This window comes from Noviherbaspirillum sp., assembly GCF_035654295.1.
GTDB lineage: Bacteria > Pseudomonadota > Gammaproteobacteria > Burkholderiales > Burkholderiaceae_D > Noviherbaspirillum.
Genome location: NZ_DASRXF010000200.1, coordinates 1 through 17,213 on the forward strand (window position 1 = coordinate 1; position 17,213 = coordinate 17,213).

14 protein-coding genes and 1 pseudogene are annotated in these 17,213 nt (G+C 64.0%); 5 read left to right on the plus strand and 10 right to left on the minus strand.

The window, feature by feature from the left end:
• Window positions 1–1,434: long-chain-fatty-acid--CoA ligase (locus VFF99_RS18480; RefSeq protein ID WP_325020391.1), on the minus strand; the 1,434-nt coding region annotated here is incomplete at its 3' end.
• A gap of 145 nt (window positions 1,435–1,579) precedes the next feature.
• On the opposite strand from VFF99_RS18480, the gene gstA reads away from it, so the two are divergent.
• Together gstA and VFF99_RS18490 are read left to right on the plus strand one after the other, a co-directional pair.
• Window positions 1,580–2,191: a glutathione transferase GstA gene (gene gstA / locus VFF99_RS18485; RefSeq protein ID WP_325020392.1), complete on the plus strand. Its 612-nt coding sequence runs from the start codon at window positions 1,580–1,582 to the stop codon at window positions 2,189–2,191.
• Between the two features lie 56 nt (window positions 2,192–2,247).
• Window positions 2,248–3,399, plus strand: coding sequence for a patatin-like phospholipase family protein (locus tag VFF99_RS18490; protein WP_325020393.1), 1,152 nt, complete (start codon window positions 2,248–2,250; stop codon window positions 3,397–3,399).
• On the opposite strand, the gene VFF99_RS18495 is transcribed toward VFF99_RS18490, so the two are convergent.
• Window positions 3,388–4,248 (minus strand): hypothetical protein, encoded by an 861-nt coding sequence (locus tag VFF99_RS18495; protein WP_325020394.1) that lies wholly within the window; start codon window positions 4,246–4,248, stop codon window positions 3,388–3,390. The two genes, VFF99_RS18490 and VFF99_RS18495, sit on opposite strands and share 12 nt — an antisense overlap.
• 50 nt (window positions 4,249–4,298) lie before the next feature.
• Window positions 4,299–4,958 (minus strand): class I SAM-dependent methyltransferase, encoded by a 660-nt coding sequence (locus tag VFF99_RS18500; RefSeq protein WP_325020395.1) that lies wholly within the window; start codon window positions 4,956–4,958, stop codon window positions 4,299–4,301.
• Window positions 4,959–5,062: 104 nt separating this feature from the next.
• On the opposite strand from VFF99_RS18500, the gene ygiD reads away from it, so the two are divergent.
• Window positions 5,063–5,860: a 4,5-DOPA dioxygenase extradiol gene (ygiD, locus tag VFF99_RS18505; RefSeq protein WP_325020396.1), complete on the plus strand. Its 798-nt coding sequence runs from the start codon at window positions 5,063–5,065 to the stop codon at window positions 5,858–5,860.
• A gap of 84 nt (window positions 5,861–5,944) precedes the next feature.
• Window positions 5,945–8,167: a two-component system response regulator gene (locus VFF99_RS18510; RefSeq protein WP_325020397.1), complete on the plus strand. Its 2,223-nt coding sequence runs from the start codon at window positions 5,945–5,947 to the stop codon at window positions 8,165–8,167.
• Window positions 8,168–8,309: 142 nt separating this feature from the next.
• On the opposite strand, the gene cysE is transcribed toward VFF99_RS18510, so the two are convergent.
• Window positions 8,310–9,182 carry a serine O-acetyltransferase gene (gene cysE / locus VFF99_RS18515; RefSeq protein WP_325020398.1) on the minus strand — a complete coding sequence of 291 codons (873 nt, stop codon included), beginning with the start codon at window positions 9,180–9,182 and terminating at the stop codon, window positions 8,310–8,312.
• Between the two features lie 290 nt (window positions 9,183–9,472).
• Here cysE and VFF99_RS18520 point away from each other — a divergent pair, with 290 nt between their 5' ends.
• Window positions 9,473–9,943 carry a metallophosphoesterase family protein gene (locus VFF99_RS18520; protein ID WP_325020399.1) on the plus strand — a complete coding sequence of 157 codons (471 nt, stop codon included), beginning with the start codon at window positions 9,473–9,475 and terminating at the stop codon, window positions 9,941–9,943.
• On the opposite strand, the gene VFF99_RS18525 is transcribed toward VFF99_RS18520, so the two are convergent.
• From VFF99_RS18525 to VFF99_RS18550, 6 genes and pseudogenes are all read right to left on the minus strand, one after another.
• Complete coding sequence (locus VFF99_RS18525; protein WP_325020400.1) at window positions 9,940–11,583, minus strand: NAD(P)/FAD-dependent oxidoreductase; 1,644 nt, start codon at window positions 11,581–11,583, stop codon at window positions 9,940–9,942. The genes VFF99_RS18520 and VFF99_RS18525 overlap by 4 nt on opposite strands.
• Before the next feature lie 51 nt (window positions 11,584–11,634).
• Complete coding sequence (locus VFF99_RS18530; RefSeq protein WP_325020401.1) at window positions 11,635–12,078, minus strand: PA2169 family four-helix-bundle protein; 444 nt, start codon at window positions 12,076–12,078, stop codon at window positions 11,635–11,637.
• A 64-nt stretch (window positions 12,079–12,142) separates the two neighbouring features.
• On the minus strand, window positions 12,143–12,931 hold the full coding sequence (locus VFF99_RS18535; RefSeq protein WP_325020402.1) for a DUF4142 domain-containing protein: 789 nt from the start codon (window positions 12,929–12,931) through the stop codon (window positions 12,143–12,145).
• 376 nt (window positions 12,932–13,307) lie between these two features.
• On the minus strand, window positions 13,308–14,873 hold the full coding sequence (locus VFF99_RS18540; protein ID WP_325020403.1) for a SpoVR family protein: 1,566 nt from the start codon (window positions 14,871–14,873) through the stop codon (window positions 13,308–13,310).
• Complete coding sequence (locus VFF99_RS18545) at window positions 14,870–16,135, minus strand: YeaH/YhbH family protein (protein ID WP_325020404.1); 1,266 nt, start codon at window positions 16,133–16,135, stop codon at window positions 14,870–14,872. The genes VFF99_RS18540 and VFF99_RS18545 overlap by 4 nt, the downstream gene beginning before the upstream one ends.
• 246 nt (window positions 16,136–16,381) lie before the next feature.
• Window positions 16,382–17,213 (minus strand): annotated as a pseudogene (locus tag VFF99_RS18550) (PrkA family serine protein kinase); the annotation flags it as partial.

Below are 17,213 nucleotides of genomic sequence, written 5' to 3' on the forward strand. Positions count from 1 at the left end.
GCATTCCTGCACCGCCGGATGCTGGTACATCATCGATTCCACTTCCGCCGGCCATACCTTGAAGCCGCTGGCATTGATCATGCGCTTCAAGCGGTCGGTGAAGAAGAAGAATCCTTCCTCGTCCATGTAGCCGAGGTCGCCTGACCGGAAGAAGCGCTTGCCGTCCAGTTCGGCGAAGGCTTCCTCGGTCTTGCGGGGGTCGTTCCAGTAGCCCTGGAAGACTTGCGGGCCGTGAATCCAGATCTCGCCGTTCTCGCCCTGCGGCACTTCCTTCATCGTCAGCGGATCGACGATGCGCGAATCCACGTTGAGGTAGGGTATGCCGAGGCATTGCTGCTTCATGCGGCTGGGGGGGTTGACGTGCGAGGCCGCCATGGTCTCGGACAGGCCGTAGCCTTCCATGTACTGCTGGCCGGTGAGGTCCAGCAGTTTCTGCGCGATCGCCGCCGGCATCGCCGCGCCGCCGCCGGAGACGCGCTTGAGACCGGAGATGTCGTATTCCGCCAGGCGCGGGTTGGACAGGAAGTCGATCATCATGGTGGGGATCAGCGTCCAGGTGGTGACCTTGTAGCGCGTGATCAGCTGGCCGGCCGCGTCGCGGTCCCAGCGCGGCAGCACGACAATCGCTCCGCCGGTATAGATCATCGCGTTCATCACCGATTGCATGCCGGTGACGTGGAAGAAGGGCAGCACCGCGAGGGTGACGTGGTCGGGCGCCATCGGGCCCGACCAGGTGGGGCTGGCGACCGCGTTGAACATCACCGAGCGGTGGGTGTGGACACAGCCCTTCGGCTTGCCGGTGGTGCCCGAGGTGTAGGGCATGCACGCCAGGTCGTCCGGCCCTGCCTCGTGCGGGTGCGGCACGTACACCGCGTCCAGCGCGTCGCTCCACGCGACCACGCCCGGCATGTCGGGCAACTCCCGTGCGGCGCCCACGAAATCGGGGACGTTGAGATCGGTCGATTCGACCAGGTAGTCCGAATAGGTAGCAACGATGGCCGTCTCCAGGCTGCCCTTGCCGACCAGCGGCGCGGTGCGCGAAAAGATTTCCTGCGACACGATCGCCACCTTCGCGCCGCTGTCGGCGACGTAATGCTGCAGCTCGTCGGTCATCAGCATGGGATTGACCGGCACCACCATCGCATCGGCGCGCAGGATGGCGTAGAAGGCGATGATGAACTGCGGACTGTTCTGCATGTTCAGCAGCACGCGGTCGCCGCGCCGTACACCGCAGGCATGCTGCAGGTAACCGGCCAGCGCCAGCACCTGTTCATGCACCTGTGCATAGCTCAGCACGGTGTCGTAGAAAATGATGGCCGGCCTGGCGGGATAGCGGCGCGCGGACACTTCGAGGTTGACGTACACGCTGGTTTCCGGCGTCGTGATGGCATGCGGAAGGCCCGTCGGCCAGTGGGCGTAGTGGGTGGTGTTCATTGTCTCCGTCTCGTTTTCTTGTCGGGAAAATTCATTATAGGTGGGCATGCAGTTTGCTGCCGATGCTGCCCATGCTGCCATTCGGCAGGATTATCGCTGCTGCGTTACCATCCGGTTTCCAAGCAGATCAAGAAAGAGGACTGTCATGAAACTGTATTACTCGACCGGCGCCTGTTCCCTGTCGCCGCACATCGTCTTGCGCGAACTCGGCTTCTCCTTCGATCTCGAAAGGGTGAACCTGGCGAGCAAGAAAACGGCCGGCGGCGAAGACTACCTTGAAGTCAATCCGAAGGGCTACGTCCCGGCGCTGGTGCTCGACAACGGCGAGGTGCTCACCGAAGGTCCGGCGATTGTCCAATATCTTGCCGACCAGGCTCCCGAGAAGCAGCTTGCACCGGCTGCGGGCACGATGCCGCGCTATCACCTGGTGGAATGGCTGAACTTCATCTCGACGGAACTGCACAAGACCTTCTCGCCGCTGTTCAAGCCGAACACGCCGGAAGAGACGAAGCAAGCCTCGCGCGACACCATTGCCGCGCGGCTCCACATAGTCGAGAAGCAATTGCAGGGCCGCGACTACCTCACCGGGAACCAATTCAGCGTTGCGGATGCCTACCTCTTCACCGTGCTGTGCTGGGCCCGGCCGATGAAGTTCGACCTGGGCCAATGGCCCGCGGTACAGGCATACATGCAGCGTGTGGCCGCGCGCCCGGCAGTGCACGAAGCCATGAAGGCGGAGGGCCTGATCAAGGAGTAAGCCGGCAAGGAGAAAGTCGGCCCCGCGCTGCAATCCTCAGTCGAGGTTGCAGGGACATGGACTCGAAGATCAAGGCAATCGGCACCCGCCCGCGCGTCGCGCTCGTCCTGCAAGGCGGCGGCGCGCTGGGCGCCTACCAGGCTGGCGTCTACCAGGCGCTGCATGAACACAGCCTGACACCCGACTGGGTGGTAGGCACTTCCATCGGCGCAATCAATGCCGCCATCATCGCGGGGAACGAGCGGGAAAACCGCCTCGACCGCCTCAAGACGTTCTGGGACGAGGTCGCACATTCCGACCTGCTCGACATGCGCAAGGTGCCCGATCACGCGCGCCGCCTCAACACCATATTCACGACAGTCGACACCGTGACGCGCGGCGTGCCCGGCATGTACGCGCTGCGCTGGTTCAATCCTTTCTTCGCCGGCTGGCCGGTGGAGGCCGAAGCGGCAAGCTTCTACGATACAAGTCCGCTGGAAGAAACGCTCAATCGCCTGGTGGACTTGCGCGCCCTGAATTCCAGCAGCGGCATCCGCCTTACCGTCAGCGCCATCAAGGTGACCTGCGGCCGGCTCGAGCACTTCGATACGGCGCACCAGCCGGTGAGCATCAAGCATGTGATGGCCAGCGGCGCGCTGCCGCCGGGCTTCCCGCCGGTGCGCATCGACGGCGATCTCTATTGGGACGGCGGACTCTACTCCAACACGCCGCTGGAGGCGGTGCTGGCGGACGAGCCGCGTGTCGACACCATCTGCTTCATGGTCGACCTCTGGAGCGCCGACGGCCCGGAGCCGAACACGCTGGAGCAGGTGTACACGCGCCAGAAGGACGTGCTGTACGCCTCGCGTTCGCGCCGCCACATCGACGCCTACCTGCGCGGCCATCGCCTGCGGCGGCTGGTGCGGGCACTGCGGGCAAAGGTACCGGACGATATGCTGAGCGAGGATGAACTGCGGGAGCTGGAGAAGGTGGGCACCGACACCACGATGCACATCGTGCGCCTCGCCTATGCGGGACGCGACTGGCAGATGGCATCGAAGGACCTCAACTTCTCGAAGGGCTCGATCGAGTGGCGTTGGGAACAGGGCTACCAGGATGCGATGCGCGCCATCGACCATGCGGCCTGGCGAGCGGAGGCCCCGGAAGGCGCCGGGGTGCTCGTGCATGAAATCGGGCCGGACGGGCGCGAGGAACGCCTATCGGGCTGAGGCGGACAGCGTTCCTGCCTGGGGCGGCATGCGGCAGGGAAGCCCGCGGTCGACCGACGCGGCAGTACCGTTGCCGGCGTTCTCCGGTACAAGCCGGGACATGACGAAGACATTGCCGGCGGCGCGGTCCACCCGGATCGGCCGGATATCGGCCAGCTCCGGCCAAGCGCTCACCGACTTCCAGGTATTGGTGGTCTTGTTCAGCACCTGCAGGAAGTACTGGTTGTCCTGCCTGCGCACACGCGCACCGACACTGCCGTCGACATCCATGATCCAGCGCGTGACATCACCGTTGTTCTTCCAGACCATCTCCACCTTGCCGCTTGCGGGATCGGCGCTGTAGACGTCGAAGAGTGCCGCATCGCGGCGGTTGCTGACGAGGACCAGCTTGCCGGACGCGGCGTCGCCGGCATGGATCACGTGCGAGGTGCTGCCCTTCCAGGGCGTAAGGTTGACCGGCGTGGCGCCCGGGCGCTCGGTATCGATCAGGATGACCTGGGTGTTGCCGCCGCCGGCCGGGTCGGATTCATGGATCAGGTGGCGGCTGTCGCAGGCCCAGTACGGCAGGTTGCGTCCGAGGCGGAACACGGCGGGGTCGCCGCCGTCGGCATTGCGCACGAAGGTCGTCACTTCCCGTCCGTACATCGCGTGCCAGAGCAGCTTCTTGCCGTCGGGCGAGGGCTTGCTGCCGCTGGGCGCATCGATGCTGGCGACGAAGCTCCGCAGCGGGTCGGAGCCGGGCGCGGACAGCTGGGTGGAGGCCGGCGGCGGCAGCGCGGACCACCCCGCGCAACCGGCGAGCAGGCAGGCGCCGGCTGTGAGCGCGATGCGTGAAGTGATCGGGGCCATGGTGTCATTCCTTGTCTAACCGGGATAGCCCGAAAGTATAAAGCATTGCGCTACCGCTTCCGCGCCAAAGTGAGCCCGTCTCCCAGCGGCAGCATCGCCAGGTCGATGCGCGCATCGTCGCGCAGCTTGCGGTTGAATGCCTGCAGCGCGGCGGTGTCGTCGTCGGACGCGGGCTGCGCCACGCGCCCGCTCCACAGCACGTTGTCCACCGCGACCAGCCCGCCCTGCCGCAGCAAGGCGAGGCAGCGTTCGTAATAGGCGTCGTAGCCGGTCTTGTCAGCATCGATGAAGGCGAAGTCGATGCTGCCCGCCCCGCCCTGCGCCAGCAGGGCATCCAGGGTCTCCAGCGCCGGCGCGATGCGCAGGTCGACCTTGTGCGCCACGCCTGCCTTTTCCCAGTAGCCGCGTGCGGCATCGGTGTACTCGCGGCTGATGTCGCAGGCGATCACCCGGCCGTCGTCGGGCAGGGCAAGCGCCACGGCCAGAGCGCTGTAACCGGTGAAGGTGCCGATCTCAAGCGTGTTGCGCGCGCCGAGCAGCTTCACCAGCAATTGCATGAACTGCCCCTGCTCGGCTGCAATCTGCATGCGCGCAAGCGGGTGGCTGCGGTTGGCATCGCGCAGTTCGGCGAGGACGGGATGGTCGCGCAGCGAAACATCCAGCAGGTAACGGTAGAGCGTATCGTCGAGGTTCAGGGTGCGTGTGGACATGGCAGCCTTTCATGCAGGGGGAACCGCTATTGTGCCGTCCTTGCACCCGGCAGGGAACGGCAAATGCGGCTATCCTGATCCTGTTCATGCCAGAGAGGGGAGACATGATGGACACCGGCCTTTCCCACCGCCTGCCCGCGATCTTTGTCGGGCACGGCAGCCCGATGAACGCGCTTGAAGACAATGCCTACACCCAGGCATGGGCGCGCATCGGCCAGACGATCCCGAAACCGAAGGCAATCCTTGCCGTATCGGCGCACTGGTATACGCACGGCACGGCCGTCACCGCGATGGAAACGCCGCGCACCATCCACGACTTCGGCGGTTTTCCCCAGGCATTGTTCGACATGCGTTATCCGGCGCCCGGCAGCCCGCCCCTTGCTGGGCGGGTACGCGAACTGTTGCAGCCGGTCGACGTGCGGCTGGACCATGAATGGGGGCTCGACCACGGCACGTGGTCGGTGCTGGTGAAGATGTATCCCGACGCGGACATCCCGGTCGTGCAGCTGAGCATCGATGCCAATCAGCCGCCTTCATTCCATCTCGAAACAGGGCGCCGGCTGGCCGCCCTGCGCGACGAAGGCGTACTGCTCCTGGCGACCGGCGATATCGTGCACAATCTGCGCACCATGCGCTGGGGAAGCGTGCCGGCGTACGACTGGGCGGCCAGGTTCAACCAGGAGGTGCGCGACTGCCTGTTGCGCGGCGACATGCAGCAGCTCGCCGCCTACGAAGACTGGGGGCACGATGCGCATCTTTCCGTCCCCACGCCGGAGCACTTTCTTCCCCTGCTCTACATTGCAGGCGCGAAGCTGGACGACGAGCCGGTTTCCATCCCCGTGGACGGCATCGAGCTCGGTTCCGTCAGCATGATGGTAGTGGCGGTCGGCAAGCTTGCCTGAACTCGCCCCGTGTGGACGCGTCTAACCCCATCGGGCGTTTTGGGCGCCTGTCGCATCCGTCCATCGCGAACAGGGGTGAACCGTATGGATTTCGAGGCCGACAGGCCCCTTGCGGGCCATACCATCTTGATGGTGGACGACACGCCAGCCAATCTTGCCGTCCTGTCGCGCGCACTGGAAGATGCCGGGCTGGAAGTGCTGGTGGCCCAGGACGGCGAGGAAGCCGTGCAGCGCGCCCTCTTCGTCCACCCCGACCTCGTGCTGCTCGATGTGGTGATGCCCGGCATCGATGGCTTCGATACCTGCCGCCGCATGAAAACGAATGCGCTGCTGCGGGACGTGCCCGTCATCTTCATGAGCGCGCTCACCGAGCAGGGCGACAAGCTGCGCGGCTTCGATGCCGGAGGCGTGGATTACGTCACCAAGCCCTTCGATATCCAGGAAGTGCTCGCACGCATCCATACCCATCTCAGTCTGCGCGAGGCACGGCACCGGCTGGCGGCGCAGAATGCCGCGCTGCAAGCCGAAGTGGCGCTGCGCCAGCAGGCGGAGTACCGGTTGCAGCAGGCATACGACGAACTTGACGAGCGCGTTGCCCGCAGGACGGAAGAACTCGCGGTGGCCAATGCGCGCCTGCGCCGGCTGGTCGAATCGAACATCATCGGTGTTTACTTCTGGAACATCGAGGGCACGATCACCGAAGCCAATGATGCGTTCCTGCACCTGCTCGGCTATACGCAACGGGACCTGGAGGAAGGCAAGCTCCGCCTGGCCGACATCGGCCCGCCCGAATACCGCGATGCCAACCAGAAAGTGCTGGAGGCGCTGCGCAGCCAGGGGCGCACCGATCCCATCGAAAAGGAATACACCCACAGGAACGGCGGCCTGGTGCCCGTCCTGGTCGGCGGCGCATTCGTGGACGCCGCGCAGCAGGAAGGCGTCTCCGTCGTGCTCGACCTCTCCGAGCGCAAGCGGGCCGAGGAACGCATCCGCTACATGGCCGACCACGACGCGCTCACCGGGCTGCCCAACCGCGTACTGCTGCGCGACCGGCTGCAGCAGGCGATCGCGCACGCCCACCGCAGCGGCACGCGCGTGGCCGTGCTGTTCATCGACCTCGACTACTTCAAGCACATCAACGACTCGCTCGGCCACCAGGTAGGCGACATGCTGCTCAAGATGGTCGCCGAGCGCCTGAGCGCCTGCGTGCGCGAAGGCGACAGCGTGGCGCGGCTGGGCGGCGACGAGTTCGTCCTGACCCTGCCCCTGATTGAGGACGGCGCGGTGGCCGGCGTGGTGGCACGCAAGACGCTTGATGCGCTTGACCGGAGCTTCCACTGCGGCGACCACGAACTGCATGTGGGCGGCAGTATCGGCATCAGTCTGTATCCCGATGACGGCAAGGATGCCGAGACGCTGATGCGAGCCGCCGACACCGCCATGTATTACGCGAAAGAGAAAGGCCGCGGCAATTACCGATTCTTCACGCAATCCCTGAACAAGGCCGCGCAGCGCCGGCACCTGCTCACCAGTGCATTGCGCCATGCCCTGGCGCACGACGAATTCGTCGTGCATTACCAGCCGCAGGTGGAGCTGCCCGGCGGGCGCATCTTTTCCGCGGAAGCGCTGCTGCGCTGGAACCGCGGACGGCAGTTCTCCGGCAACTGCCATGAGTACATCACCATCGCGGAAGAGACCGGCCTCATTCTCCCCATCGGCGAATGGGTACTGCGGCAAGCCTGCCGCCAGCTGCGGCAATGGCACGAACTCGGCTTCACCGACCTCGACATCGCGGTGAACCTGTCGCCGCGGCAGTTTTACCAGCCGGATTTCGAACGCATGGTCGGCAGCATCCTGAGCGAGACCGGCGTGCCGCCCGAACGGCTGGACCTGGAGATCACCGAGAACACGCTGATGCAGCGCACGGAAGAAAACGTGGCCACGCTCAAGCAATTGTCCGGCATGGGCATCAGGCTGTCGGTGGACGACTTCGGCACCGGGTATTCGAGCCTGGCTTACCTGCAGCGCTTCCCGGTCGACGCGCTCAAGATCGACCGCGCCTTCGTCAGCGGCATCGGGCAGAACGCGAACGACACTGCGCTGGTCAAGGCCATCATCTCGATGGCGCACAGCCTGCGGCTGCGCGTGCTGGCGGAAGGGGTGGAAACACCGGAACAGAAGGAATTCCTGGAGACGCTCGGCTGCCGTGCGGCGCAGGGTTACTACTACGGGGAGCCGGTGCCGGCGGAAGCGTTTACGGAGATGCTGTGGCGGCAGCGGTCGATGAGGAGTGGCGGGCAATCGTAGCGGGTGATTGGCGGGTTTCGCTTCGCTCTACCCACCCTACCGTCCTCTAATTGCATGGCGGGTTTCGCTTCGCTCTACCCACCCTACGATCCTCTATAAAGAACTGTAGGGTGGGTAGAGCGAAGCGAAACCCGCCATGTGCTCAAATGCTCTGATCCATCTCATCCGACGGACAGCTATCGTCACGATGATGACGCACGACGCGCGCCGGCACGCCCGCCACCGTGCAATGCGGAGGCACCGGGTGCAGCACTACGCTGCCGGCCGCCACCTTGCTCATCGCCCCCACTTCGATATTGCCGAGGATCTTCGCGCCGGCGCCGATCATCACGCCTGTACGGATCTTTGGATGGCGGTCGCCGTGTTCCTTGCCGGTGCCGCCCAGGGTGACGTTCTGCAGGATGGAGACATGGTCTTCCACCACACTGGTCTCGCCGATGACGATGCCCGTCGCATGATCGAACATGACGCCGCAGCCGATGCGGGCGGCGGGATGGATATCGACGCCGAGCGCCACCGAAACCTGGTTGGACAGCGCGAACGCGAGTTCCTGCCGTCCGTCCAGCCACAAGGCATGGGCGATGCGGTAAGCCTGCAGGGCCTGGAAGCCTTTCAGGTTGAGCACGACATGCAGCAGGTCAGGGCAGGCAGGGTCGCGTTCCTTCACCGCGGCGAGGTCAGCGGCGGCCTGCTGCGCGATGCCCGGCGCGCGTTGCAGCACGCCATCGAACAGCTCGCGCAACACCGCTTCCGGAAAGTCCTCGGCCGCCAGCCGGCGCGCAACGACTCCCGCAATGGCCGCGCCCAACGATGGCCGCTCCAGCACCAGTGCCTTCAGGCGCGGCAGCAGGACCGGTTCGCGCGCGGCCACCCGTTCGGCCCCGGCGCGGATTTCCTGCCAGATGCTCTCCTGCGTCCAGGGCAGCGCCAGCGTGTCCGGCAAGACCGCGGCCGCGGGCAGCATGGATGCCGGTACCGCACCGCGCCTGTCGAGAGTGGCTTCGGTCATGTTCATGTCTATCCTTTCACCGGCGGCGATAACGCCGCCCCAAAAAACAAAATGGCCGCAGGTTGTGCAACTCTGCGGCCATCGGAATCTGTCGAAAACGCGTGCGCTAGTCGGCAGGCCCGAGAGGCCGCCCGCGGCAACAAAACTGTGCGGAAACGATGCGCTTGTTCATGCGTCAAAACAAAAAGAGAATATGCATATGGCAAAACTGTTGGTTTCTTCATTAAAGCACAATTTCGATCACGCCGCCGGGGCCCGCTTCTTGCAACGCCCTCCATTTCGAGTCGGTTAGCAGAATGGAAAGAATACGGATAGGCCTGATTTCCGATACGCACAACTTGCTCCGCCCGGAAGCGCGGGTGGCATTGAAGGGAGTCGACCGCATCATCCATGCGGGGGACATCTGCGATGCCGGCGTGCTGCGGGAACTGGAAGCGATCGCGCCGGTAACCGCGGTGCGCGGCAACAATGACCGCGGCGCGTGGGCGCAGGCATTGCAGGAAAGAGAGCGCATCGAGATCGGCGGCGTTGCGATCTATGTCGTGCACGACCTGCACGACCTCGACATCGTGCCGGAGTCGGCCGGCGTCAAGGTCGTCATCACCGGGCATTCGCACCGGCCGCTGATGAAGATGGAAAACGGGGTGTTGTACATCAACCCCGGCAGCGCCGGCCCGCGGCGTTTTAAGCTGCCGATTTCGATCGGCTTTCTGGAGATCGCCGGAGGCCGGACGAAGGGTCGCCTGCAGACGCTGGAAGTCGACTAGTAAATCTGCTCGCCGGACAGCGCCCCGCCGCGCGCATCCGCGCCGCCGGTCATGCTCAGCGCCACCGCCTCGGCGACCTTGATGCCGTCCACGCCGGCCGACAGGATGCCGCCCGCATAGCCCGCACCCTCGCCCGCCGGAAACAGCCCCTTGATGTTCACGCTCTGGAAGTTGTCCAGCCTCTTGATGCGTACCGGCGAGGAAGTGCGCGTCTCCACGCCGGTCAGCACGGCGTCGTGCATTGCGTAGCCGCGGATCTGCCTGTCGAAGGCCGGCAGCGCCTCGCGGATGGCTTCGATCGCGTAATCCGGCAGAGAGGGAGCGAGGTCGGTCAGGTACACGCCCGGCTGGTAGGAGGGCTGCACCGAGCCGAATTCCTTCGACGGCCGCGCGGCGATGAAATCCCCCACCAGCTGTCCCGGCGCGTTGTAGTTGCTGCCGCCCAGCACATAGGCGTTCGACTCCAGGCTGCGCTGCAGGTCGATGCCGGCCAGCGGGTGGCCGGGGTAGTCGTCCGGCGTGATGCCGACCACGATGCCGCTGTTGGCATTGCGCTCGTTGCGCGAATACTGGCTCATGCCGTTGGTGACCACGCGCCCCGGCTCGGAGGTGGCGGCGACGACGGTGCCGCCGGGGCACATGCAGAAGCTGTAGACGGCACGGCCGTTGCGGGCATGGTGCACCAGCTTGTAGTCGGCGGCGCCAAGCAGCGGGTGGCCGGCGAACTTGCCGAAGCGTGCACGGTCGATCAGCGATTGCGGATGCTCGATGCGGAAGCCTATCGAGAACGGCTTGGCCTCGACGTACACACCGCGGTCGTAGAGCATCTGGAAAGTGTCGCGCGCACTGTGGCCGACGGCCAGAACCACGTGGTCGGTGGCGATATATTCGCCGCCCTCCAGCACCACGCCGCGCATCTGCCCCTGGTCGATGTCGAGGTCGGTCACGCGGGCCTGGAAGCGGAACTCGCCTCCCAGCGACTCGATGGTTTCGCGCATCGCCTCCACCATCTTCACCAGGCGGAAGGTGCCGATGTGCGGCTTGCTGACGTACAGGATTTCCTCCGGCGCGTAAGCCTTCACGAACTCGGTGAGCACCTTGCGGCCGTAATGCCTGGGGTCCTTGATCCCGCTGTGCAGCTTGCCGTCGGAGAAAGTGCCGGCGCCGCCTTCGCCGAACTGCACGTTGGACTCGGGATTGAGCTCGCGCTTGCGCCACAGGCCCCAGGTATCCTTCGTGCGCTCGCGCACCACCTTGCCGCGCTCGAGGATGATGGGACGGAAGCCCATCTGCGCAAGGATCAATGCGGCGAAAATGCCGCAGGGGCCGAAGCCGATGACGACCGGGCGCGTCTTGATCTGCTCCGGCGCCTGGGCCACATACTTGTAGCTGGTGTCCGGCGCGGGGCCGACGTGAGGCGTGCCCTGCAGCCGCGCCAGCACCGCCGCTTCGTCCTTCACCTCGACATCGAGGGTGTAGACCAGCGTGATCTGGCTGCGCCTGCGCGCATCATAGCCGCGGCGGAAGATGGTAATGCCGAGCAGGTCGGCATCGGGGATGTGCAGCCGGTCCAGGATGGCCGCGCGCAGGTCGGCTTCGGGATGGTCGAGCGGGAGGATGACGTTGGTGAGTCGCAGCATGCGGAGAACCTTCAAGGAAGGCGGCTATTTTACCGCAGGCCTTCCCCCTCACTAACGGTACTGGTCGCGCAGGCTCCGCACCTGGTCATGGTTTTGCAACACGCCCTGGTACTGGCGCTCGACCACCGCGCGCACGCTCTCGGGCAGGTTCCTGGCCAGCGCCTGGCTGTAGCTGGTCACCGCCATGGCCTCGCCACGCTCGCACTCTTCCAGCACCGCGCGGTCGTCTTTCCCGGTGATCAGGGCCTTGATATCGATCCAGCGCCGGTGCACTGCGCTGCCAAGACTGGTGCTGTTGTCAGGATCGCCACCATAGGCGCGCACCAGTGCCTGCAATTCCAGCGCTGCCGCGGCGCAGGTCTGCGCGCGGTTGGTGAAGAAGGTCTTCAGCCGTGTGTCGCTGGCATCCATCGCGCAGGTGCGGAAGCCTTCGTCGCCATCCTTGCAGGTTTCGACCAGGCCGTTCAGCACCGAGACTATCTCGTCGTTCGTCATGCTCCCTCCGTTCGACGCCCCGGATGCCCCTTCATCAGGAGCGCCCGGGGACGGTTGAATGGTCTTATTGCTTGCTCGGACTGGTGCTGTTGGACGAGCCCGAAGTACCGGAAGCACTCGACTTGTCGGAACCGGATGAACCGGTGGACGGCTTGCCCGAGGCGCTCGTGCCCGCCGGCCCTTGCGAACCGGAGGCGCTGCCCTTGGCGCCGCTCACTTCCTGGGCGAGCGTCAGGTGCTGGCTGACGATCGGTTCCATCTTCGCGGCCAGTGCCTTCAGGTCGGGATCGGTGGCACGGGTCTGTGCGCGCTGCAGCAGGCGGTGCGTATTGCGGTGGTCGCTCATGCCGCCCTGCTTCATGTATTGCTTGTCAAACTTGTCGCCTTCCAGCGAGCTCAGTTTCTTGGCAGCCGCCTTGTGCTTGTTGTCCGGCTCGGTGGGCAGTGTCACGCCCTTGGCCTGGGCCAGTTGCTCCAGTTCCTTCTGCGACTGCTGGTGGTCGTCGATCATTTTCTGCGCAAAGTTGCGGACCTGGTCGTTCTTCGACTGGCTCAGCGCGATCTTGCCGGTCTCGATCTCGGCGAGGTTGGACATTGCCATTTCGCGCATGATGTTCTGGTCGGCCTTGCTCAGGCTCTTGCCGCCGGCTTCCTTGCCGGCACTGGCGTTGGCGCCGCCGCCGCTGCCGCCGGACTGTGCGCTGCTCGCGCCCTGCGTGGATGAAGCGGAGGAACCTGAAGAGCCGGAAGAACCGGAGGTGCCGCCGGTCTGCGCGTGGAGGGAAGACGCGCCGAACAGCATCGCGAACACGGCGATCCCGAGCATGCGGTTGAGAATTTGACGTTGTTGCATATCGGACTCCTTACGAACGTAATGGCAATAGCCAGGGAATGGCATCGGCGGATGCTTGATGCCACTAAGGCAATGTACGTGCCAATAGGGGTTCGCAGGGAGATGGGCGGCGCGGGGCGAGGTAGGGTGGAAGAGACTACAGGACGGCGGCAAAATTTACAGGAAGCCGAAGGGACGCGCGCCCCAGAAAAAAAAGTGCCAAAGCTTGCGCTTTGGCACAAGTCTTGCCGGATTGCTCCGGCAAGCGCCCATGAAAAAGAGGCAGGGCATGGAACACCCGCGCGAGGCGAAAAGCCCGCAGCGGGGTTGCGAAGGACGCCGCGCGCCTTGCGGCGCTCCCCTTTCCTCGCGGCGTCCCCGCAAACCTTATGTTCCTTTACGTCCGCTGCCTCTTTTCACACTTGCATTCCATCGTGTCCAGCACCTTGCCCTGCGGATCGACGGTTTCCAGGATCACGTCGAAGCCCCACAGCCGGGCAACATGCTTGAGCACCTCCTCTGCCTGGCCGTTCAGCGGCCGGCGCAGGAACTGGTTATGGCGCAGCGTCAGCGCGCGATGGCCGTGCGTATCGACCGACCACACCTGGATGTTCGGCTCGCGGTTGTGCATGTTGTACTGGCCGGCGAGCTGCTCGCGCAGGTAACGGTAGCCTTCGTCATCGTGGATCGCGGAAATCTGCAGCTTGTCCCGCTTGTCGTCGTCCAGCACCGAGAAGAAGTGGAAGTCGCGGATCAGCTTGGGCGACAGGTATTGCGAGATGAAGCTTTCGTCCTTGAAGTTGCGCATCGCGAAGTCGAGCGTCTTCTTCCAGTCGCTGCCGGCGATATCCGGGAACCACTGGCGATCCTCCTCCGTCGGGTTTTCGCAAATGCGGCGGATGTCGCGCATCATCGCGAAGCCGAGCGCATAGGGATTGATGCCGTTGAAGTACTTGCTGGTGACGGGCGGCTGATACACCACGTTGGTGTGGCTCTGCAGGAATTCCATCATGAAGCCGTTGCCCACCACGCCCTCGTCGTACAACTGGTTGAGGATGGTGTAGTGCCAGAAGGTCGCCCAGCCTTCGTTCATCACCTGCGTCTGCCGCTGCGGATAAAAGTACTGGGAGATCTTGCGCACGATGCGCACGATCTCGCGCTCCCAGGGCTGCAGCAGCGGCGCGTATTTCTCGATGAAGTACAGCAGGTTTTCCTGGGGCTCCGAGGGGAAACGGCTAGGCGCAGCCTCGGCCACCACTTCCTGCTTGCGCGGCAGCGTGCGCCACAAATCGTTGACCTGCGACTGCAGGTAGCGCTCGCGTTCTTCCTGGCGCTCGCGCTCCTTGGCCATGGACAGCTTGGCCGGCCGCTTGTAGCGGTCCACGCCGTAGTTCTGCAGCGCGTGGCAAGAGTCGAGCAGCAGTTCCACCGCCTCGATGCCGTAGCGCTGTTCGCATTCGGCGATGTAGTTCTTCGCGAACACCATGTAGTCGATGATCGCTTCCGCATCGGTCCAGGTGCGGAACAGGTAATTGCCCTTGAAGAAGGAGTTGTGGCCGTAGGAGGCGTGCGCGATCACCAGCGCCTGCATGGTCAGGCTGTTCTCCTCCATCAGGTAGGCGATGCAGGGGTTGGAGTTGATCACGATCTCGTACGCCAGCCCCATGTGGCCGCGGCGGTAGCTCTTCTCGGTGGAGAGGAAGTGCTTGCCGAAGGACCAGTGCGCGTACGACACCGGCATGCCGACGGAGGCGTAGGCATCCATCATCTGCTCGGCGGTGATGATCTCGAGCTGGTTCGGGTAGGTGTCGAGGCCGAAATTCTCGGCCACGCGGCGGATCTCGCCATGCACCTGCTCGATCAGTTCAAAGGTCCATTCCGACTGCTCCGGCAGGCGGACGGGCTTGCTCGCCTTGCGCCGGCCAGTCTTCTTCGCGGGTGCTTTATTGAGGACTTTGATCATTTCGGCTGTTTCTTGAACAATTCACGGAACACCGGATAGATATCGGCCGGCGACTCGATCTTCTGCATCGCGAAGTGCGGATGGTGGTCCGGGATCTGCATGTACTCGTACCACAGGTTCTGCGGCTCGCCGTCGGTGATCTCGACATAGGCGTAGTACTGCACCAGCGGCATGATCTTCTCGACCAGGAGCTGGCGGCAGGTCACCGAATCGTTGTCCCAGTTGTCGCCGTCCGAGGCTTGCGCGACATAGACGTTCCAGTCGCTGCTCGCATAGCGCTCGGTGATGACCTTGTTGAGCAGGTGCAGCGCCGAGGACACCACGGTGCCGCCCGATTCGCGCGAGTTGAAGAACTCGTCTTCCGTCACTTCGGTGGCTTGCGTGTGGTGACGGATGAACACCACTTCGATCTTCTCGTACGCACGCTCGAGGAACAGGTAGAGCAGGATGAAGAAACGCTTGGCCGCATCCTTCTTGGCCTGGTCCATCGAGCCCGACACGTCCATCACACAGAACATGACGGCCTGGCTGGACGGCTTGGGCACCTTGATGCGGTTGCTGTAGCGCAGGTCGATCGGATCGAGGAAGGCGATGCCGTCGAGCTTGGCGCGCAGGTGATGGATTTCCTTGCGCAGCGCAAGCACGCGGTGGTCGTCCTCGAAAGTGGTTTTCAGCAGCTCGTTCATCTCCTCTTCCGCCTCGCGCAGCCGCTTGCGCGACTTGGCGCCGACGGCGATGCGGCGGCCGATGGCGCCGCGCATCGAGCGCAACACGTGGATGTTGGTCGGCGTGCCGGAGATGGTGTAGCCCGCACGCTGGTTGCGGAACTCGTTGATCGAGGTGAGCTGGGTCTTGACGAGGTTGGGCAGTTCGAGGTCTTCGAAGAAGTAGTTCATGAACTCTTCGCGCGTCAGCTCGAAGGTGAAATCGTCCTCGGTGATTTCCTCGCTGTTGCCCGCCTTGCCCTTGCCGGCGCCACCGCCGCCTTTCGGCCGCTGGATCTGGTCGCCTTTCTGGTACTGCTCGTTGCCCGGGCGGACCACTTCCCAGATACCGCCATGCGTATGGCCGAACGTGGGTTCGTTGATGTCCTTGACGGGAATGGATACTTTTTCGCCTTTCTCGACCTCGGTGATCGAGCGGCCCTTGATGGCGCGTTGTACGGCGTCCTTGATCTGGCCCTTGTAACGCCGCAAGAAGCGTTCGCGGTTGACCGCGGACTTGTTCTTGCCCTGCAGACGCCTGTCGATGAGGTGAGCCAAAATGCCTCCTGAAACTGTATGGGCGTTTATTGTTCCCCTCTCTCACGGTCAGGGTACTGCACGCCGCACACCTAGTCGCCCCTTCCCCTTCAAGGGGAAGGCCGGGATGGGGCCGGGTTTCGATCGCACTTCGGTGCATCGGAAACCCATCCCCGCCCTAACCCTCCCCTTGAAGGGGAGGGGACTCCAAGGTCTTGCAACCTGCAGCTCACCCTCGGCCTGAGGCACGAGAGGGGCTGTACTACATCACGACGACTTGCGGACCCGCAGGTACCACTCGCACAGCAGACGCACCTGCTTCGCGGTGTAACCCTTTGCCACCATGCGCGATACGAACTCCTGGTGCTTGTTCGCGTCGTCGGCGCTGGCCTTGGCGTTGAACGAGATCACCGGCAGCAGTTCCTCGGTGTTCGAGAACATCTTCTTCTCGATCACGGTGCGCAGCTTTTCGTAGCTGGTCCATGCCGGGTTCTTGCCGTTGTTCTGCGCGCGGGCGCGCAGAACGAAGTTGACGATCTCGTTGCGGAAGTCCTTCGGATTGGAAATCCCCGCCGGCTTCTCGATCTTCTCGAGTTCGCTGTTGAGCGCTTCGCGGTCGAAGCTCTCGCCAGTGTCCGGATCGCGGAATTCCTGGTCCTGGATCCAGAAGTCGGCGAACGTGACGTAGCGGTCGAAGATGTTCTGGCCGTACTCGGAATAGCTCTCGAGGTAGGCCGTCTGGATCTCCTTGCCGATGAACTCGACGTAGCGCTGCGCCAGGTACTCCTTGATGTACGACATGTACTTCTGCTCGGTCTCGGGCGGGAACTGCTCGCGCTCGACCTGTTGCTCCAGCACGTACAGCAGGTGCACCGGGTTGGCCGCGACTTCGGTGTTATCGAAGTTGAAGACGCGGGAGAGGATCTTGTACGCGAAGCGGGTCGACAGGCCGTTCATGCCCTCGTCCACGCCGGCGTAGTCGACATACTCCTGGCGCGACTTCGCCTTCGGGTCGGTGTCCTTCAGGTTCTCGCCGTCATACACCTGCATCTTGGAGAAGATGCTGGAGTTCTCCGGTTCCTTCAGGCGCGACAGCACC

Excerpts from the sequence above, each read along its gene's own strand:
- gstA (WP_325020392.1), top strand. The coding sequence starts at position 1,580 with ATGAAACTGTATTACTCGACCGGCGCCTGTTCCCTGTCGCCGCACATC.
- VFF99_RS18490 (WP_325020393.1), top strand. The coding sequence starts at position 2,248 with ATGGACTCGAAGATCAAGGCAATCGGCACCCGCCCGCGCGTCGCGCTC.
- VFF99_RS18495 (WP_325020394.1), bottom strand. The coding sequence starts at position 4,248 with ATGGCCCCGATCACTTCACGCATCGCGCTCACAGCCGGCGCCTGCCTG.
- VFF99_RS18500 (WP_325020395.1), bottom strand. The coding sequence starts at position 4,958 with ATGTCCACACGCACCCTGAACCTCGACGATACGCTCTACCGTTACCTG.
- ygiD (WP_325020396.1), top strand. The coding sequence starts at position 5,063 with ATGATGGACACCGGCCTTTCCCACCGCCTGCCCGCGATCTTTGTCGGG.
- VFF99_RS18510 (WP_325020397.1), top strand. The coding sequence starts at position 5,945 with ATGGATTTCGAGGCCGACAGGCCCCTTGCGGGCCATACCATCTTGATG.
- cysE (WP_325020398.1), bottom strand. The coding sequence starts at position 9,182 with ATGAACATGACCGAAGCCACTCTCGACAGGCGCGGTGCGGTACCGGCA.
- VFF99_RS18520 (WP_325020399.1), top strand. The coding sequence starts at position 9,473 with ATGGAAAGAATACGGATAGGCCTGATTTCCGATACGCACAACTTGCTC.
- VFF99_RS18525 (WP_325020400.1), bottom strand. The coding sequence starts at position 11,583 with ATGCTGCGACTCACCAACGTCATCCTCCCGCTCGACCATCCCGAAGCC.
- VFF99_RS18530 (WP_325020401.1), bottom strand. The coding sequence starts at position 12,078 with ATGACGAACGACGAGATAGTCTCGGTGCTGAACGGCCTGGTCGAAACC.
- VFF99_RS18535 (WP_325020402.1), bottom strand. The coding sequence starts at position 12,931 with ATGCAACAACGTCAAATTCTCAACCGCATGCTCGGGATCGCCGTGTTC.
- VFF99_RS18540 (WP_325020403.1), bottom strand. The coding sequence starts at position 14,873 with ATGATCAAAGTCCTCAATAAAGCACCCGCGAAGAAGACTGGCCGGCGC.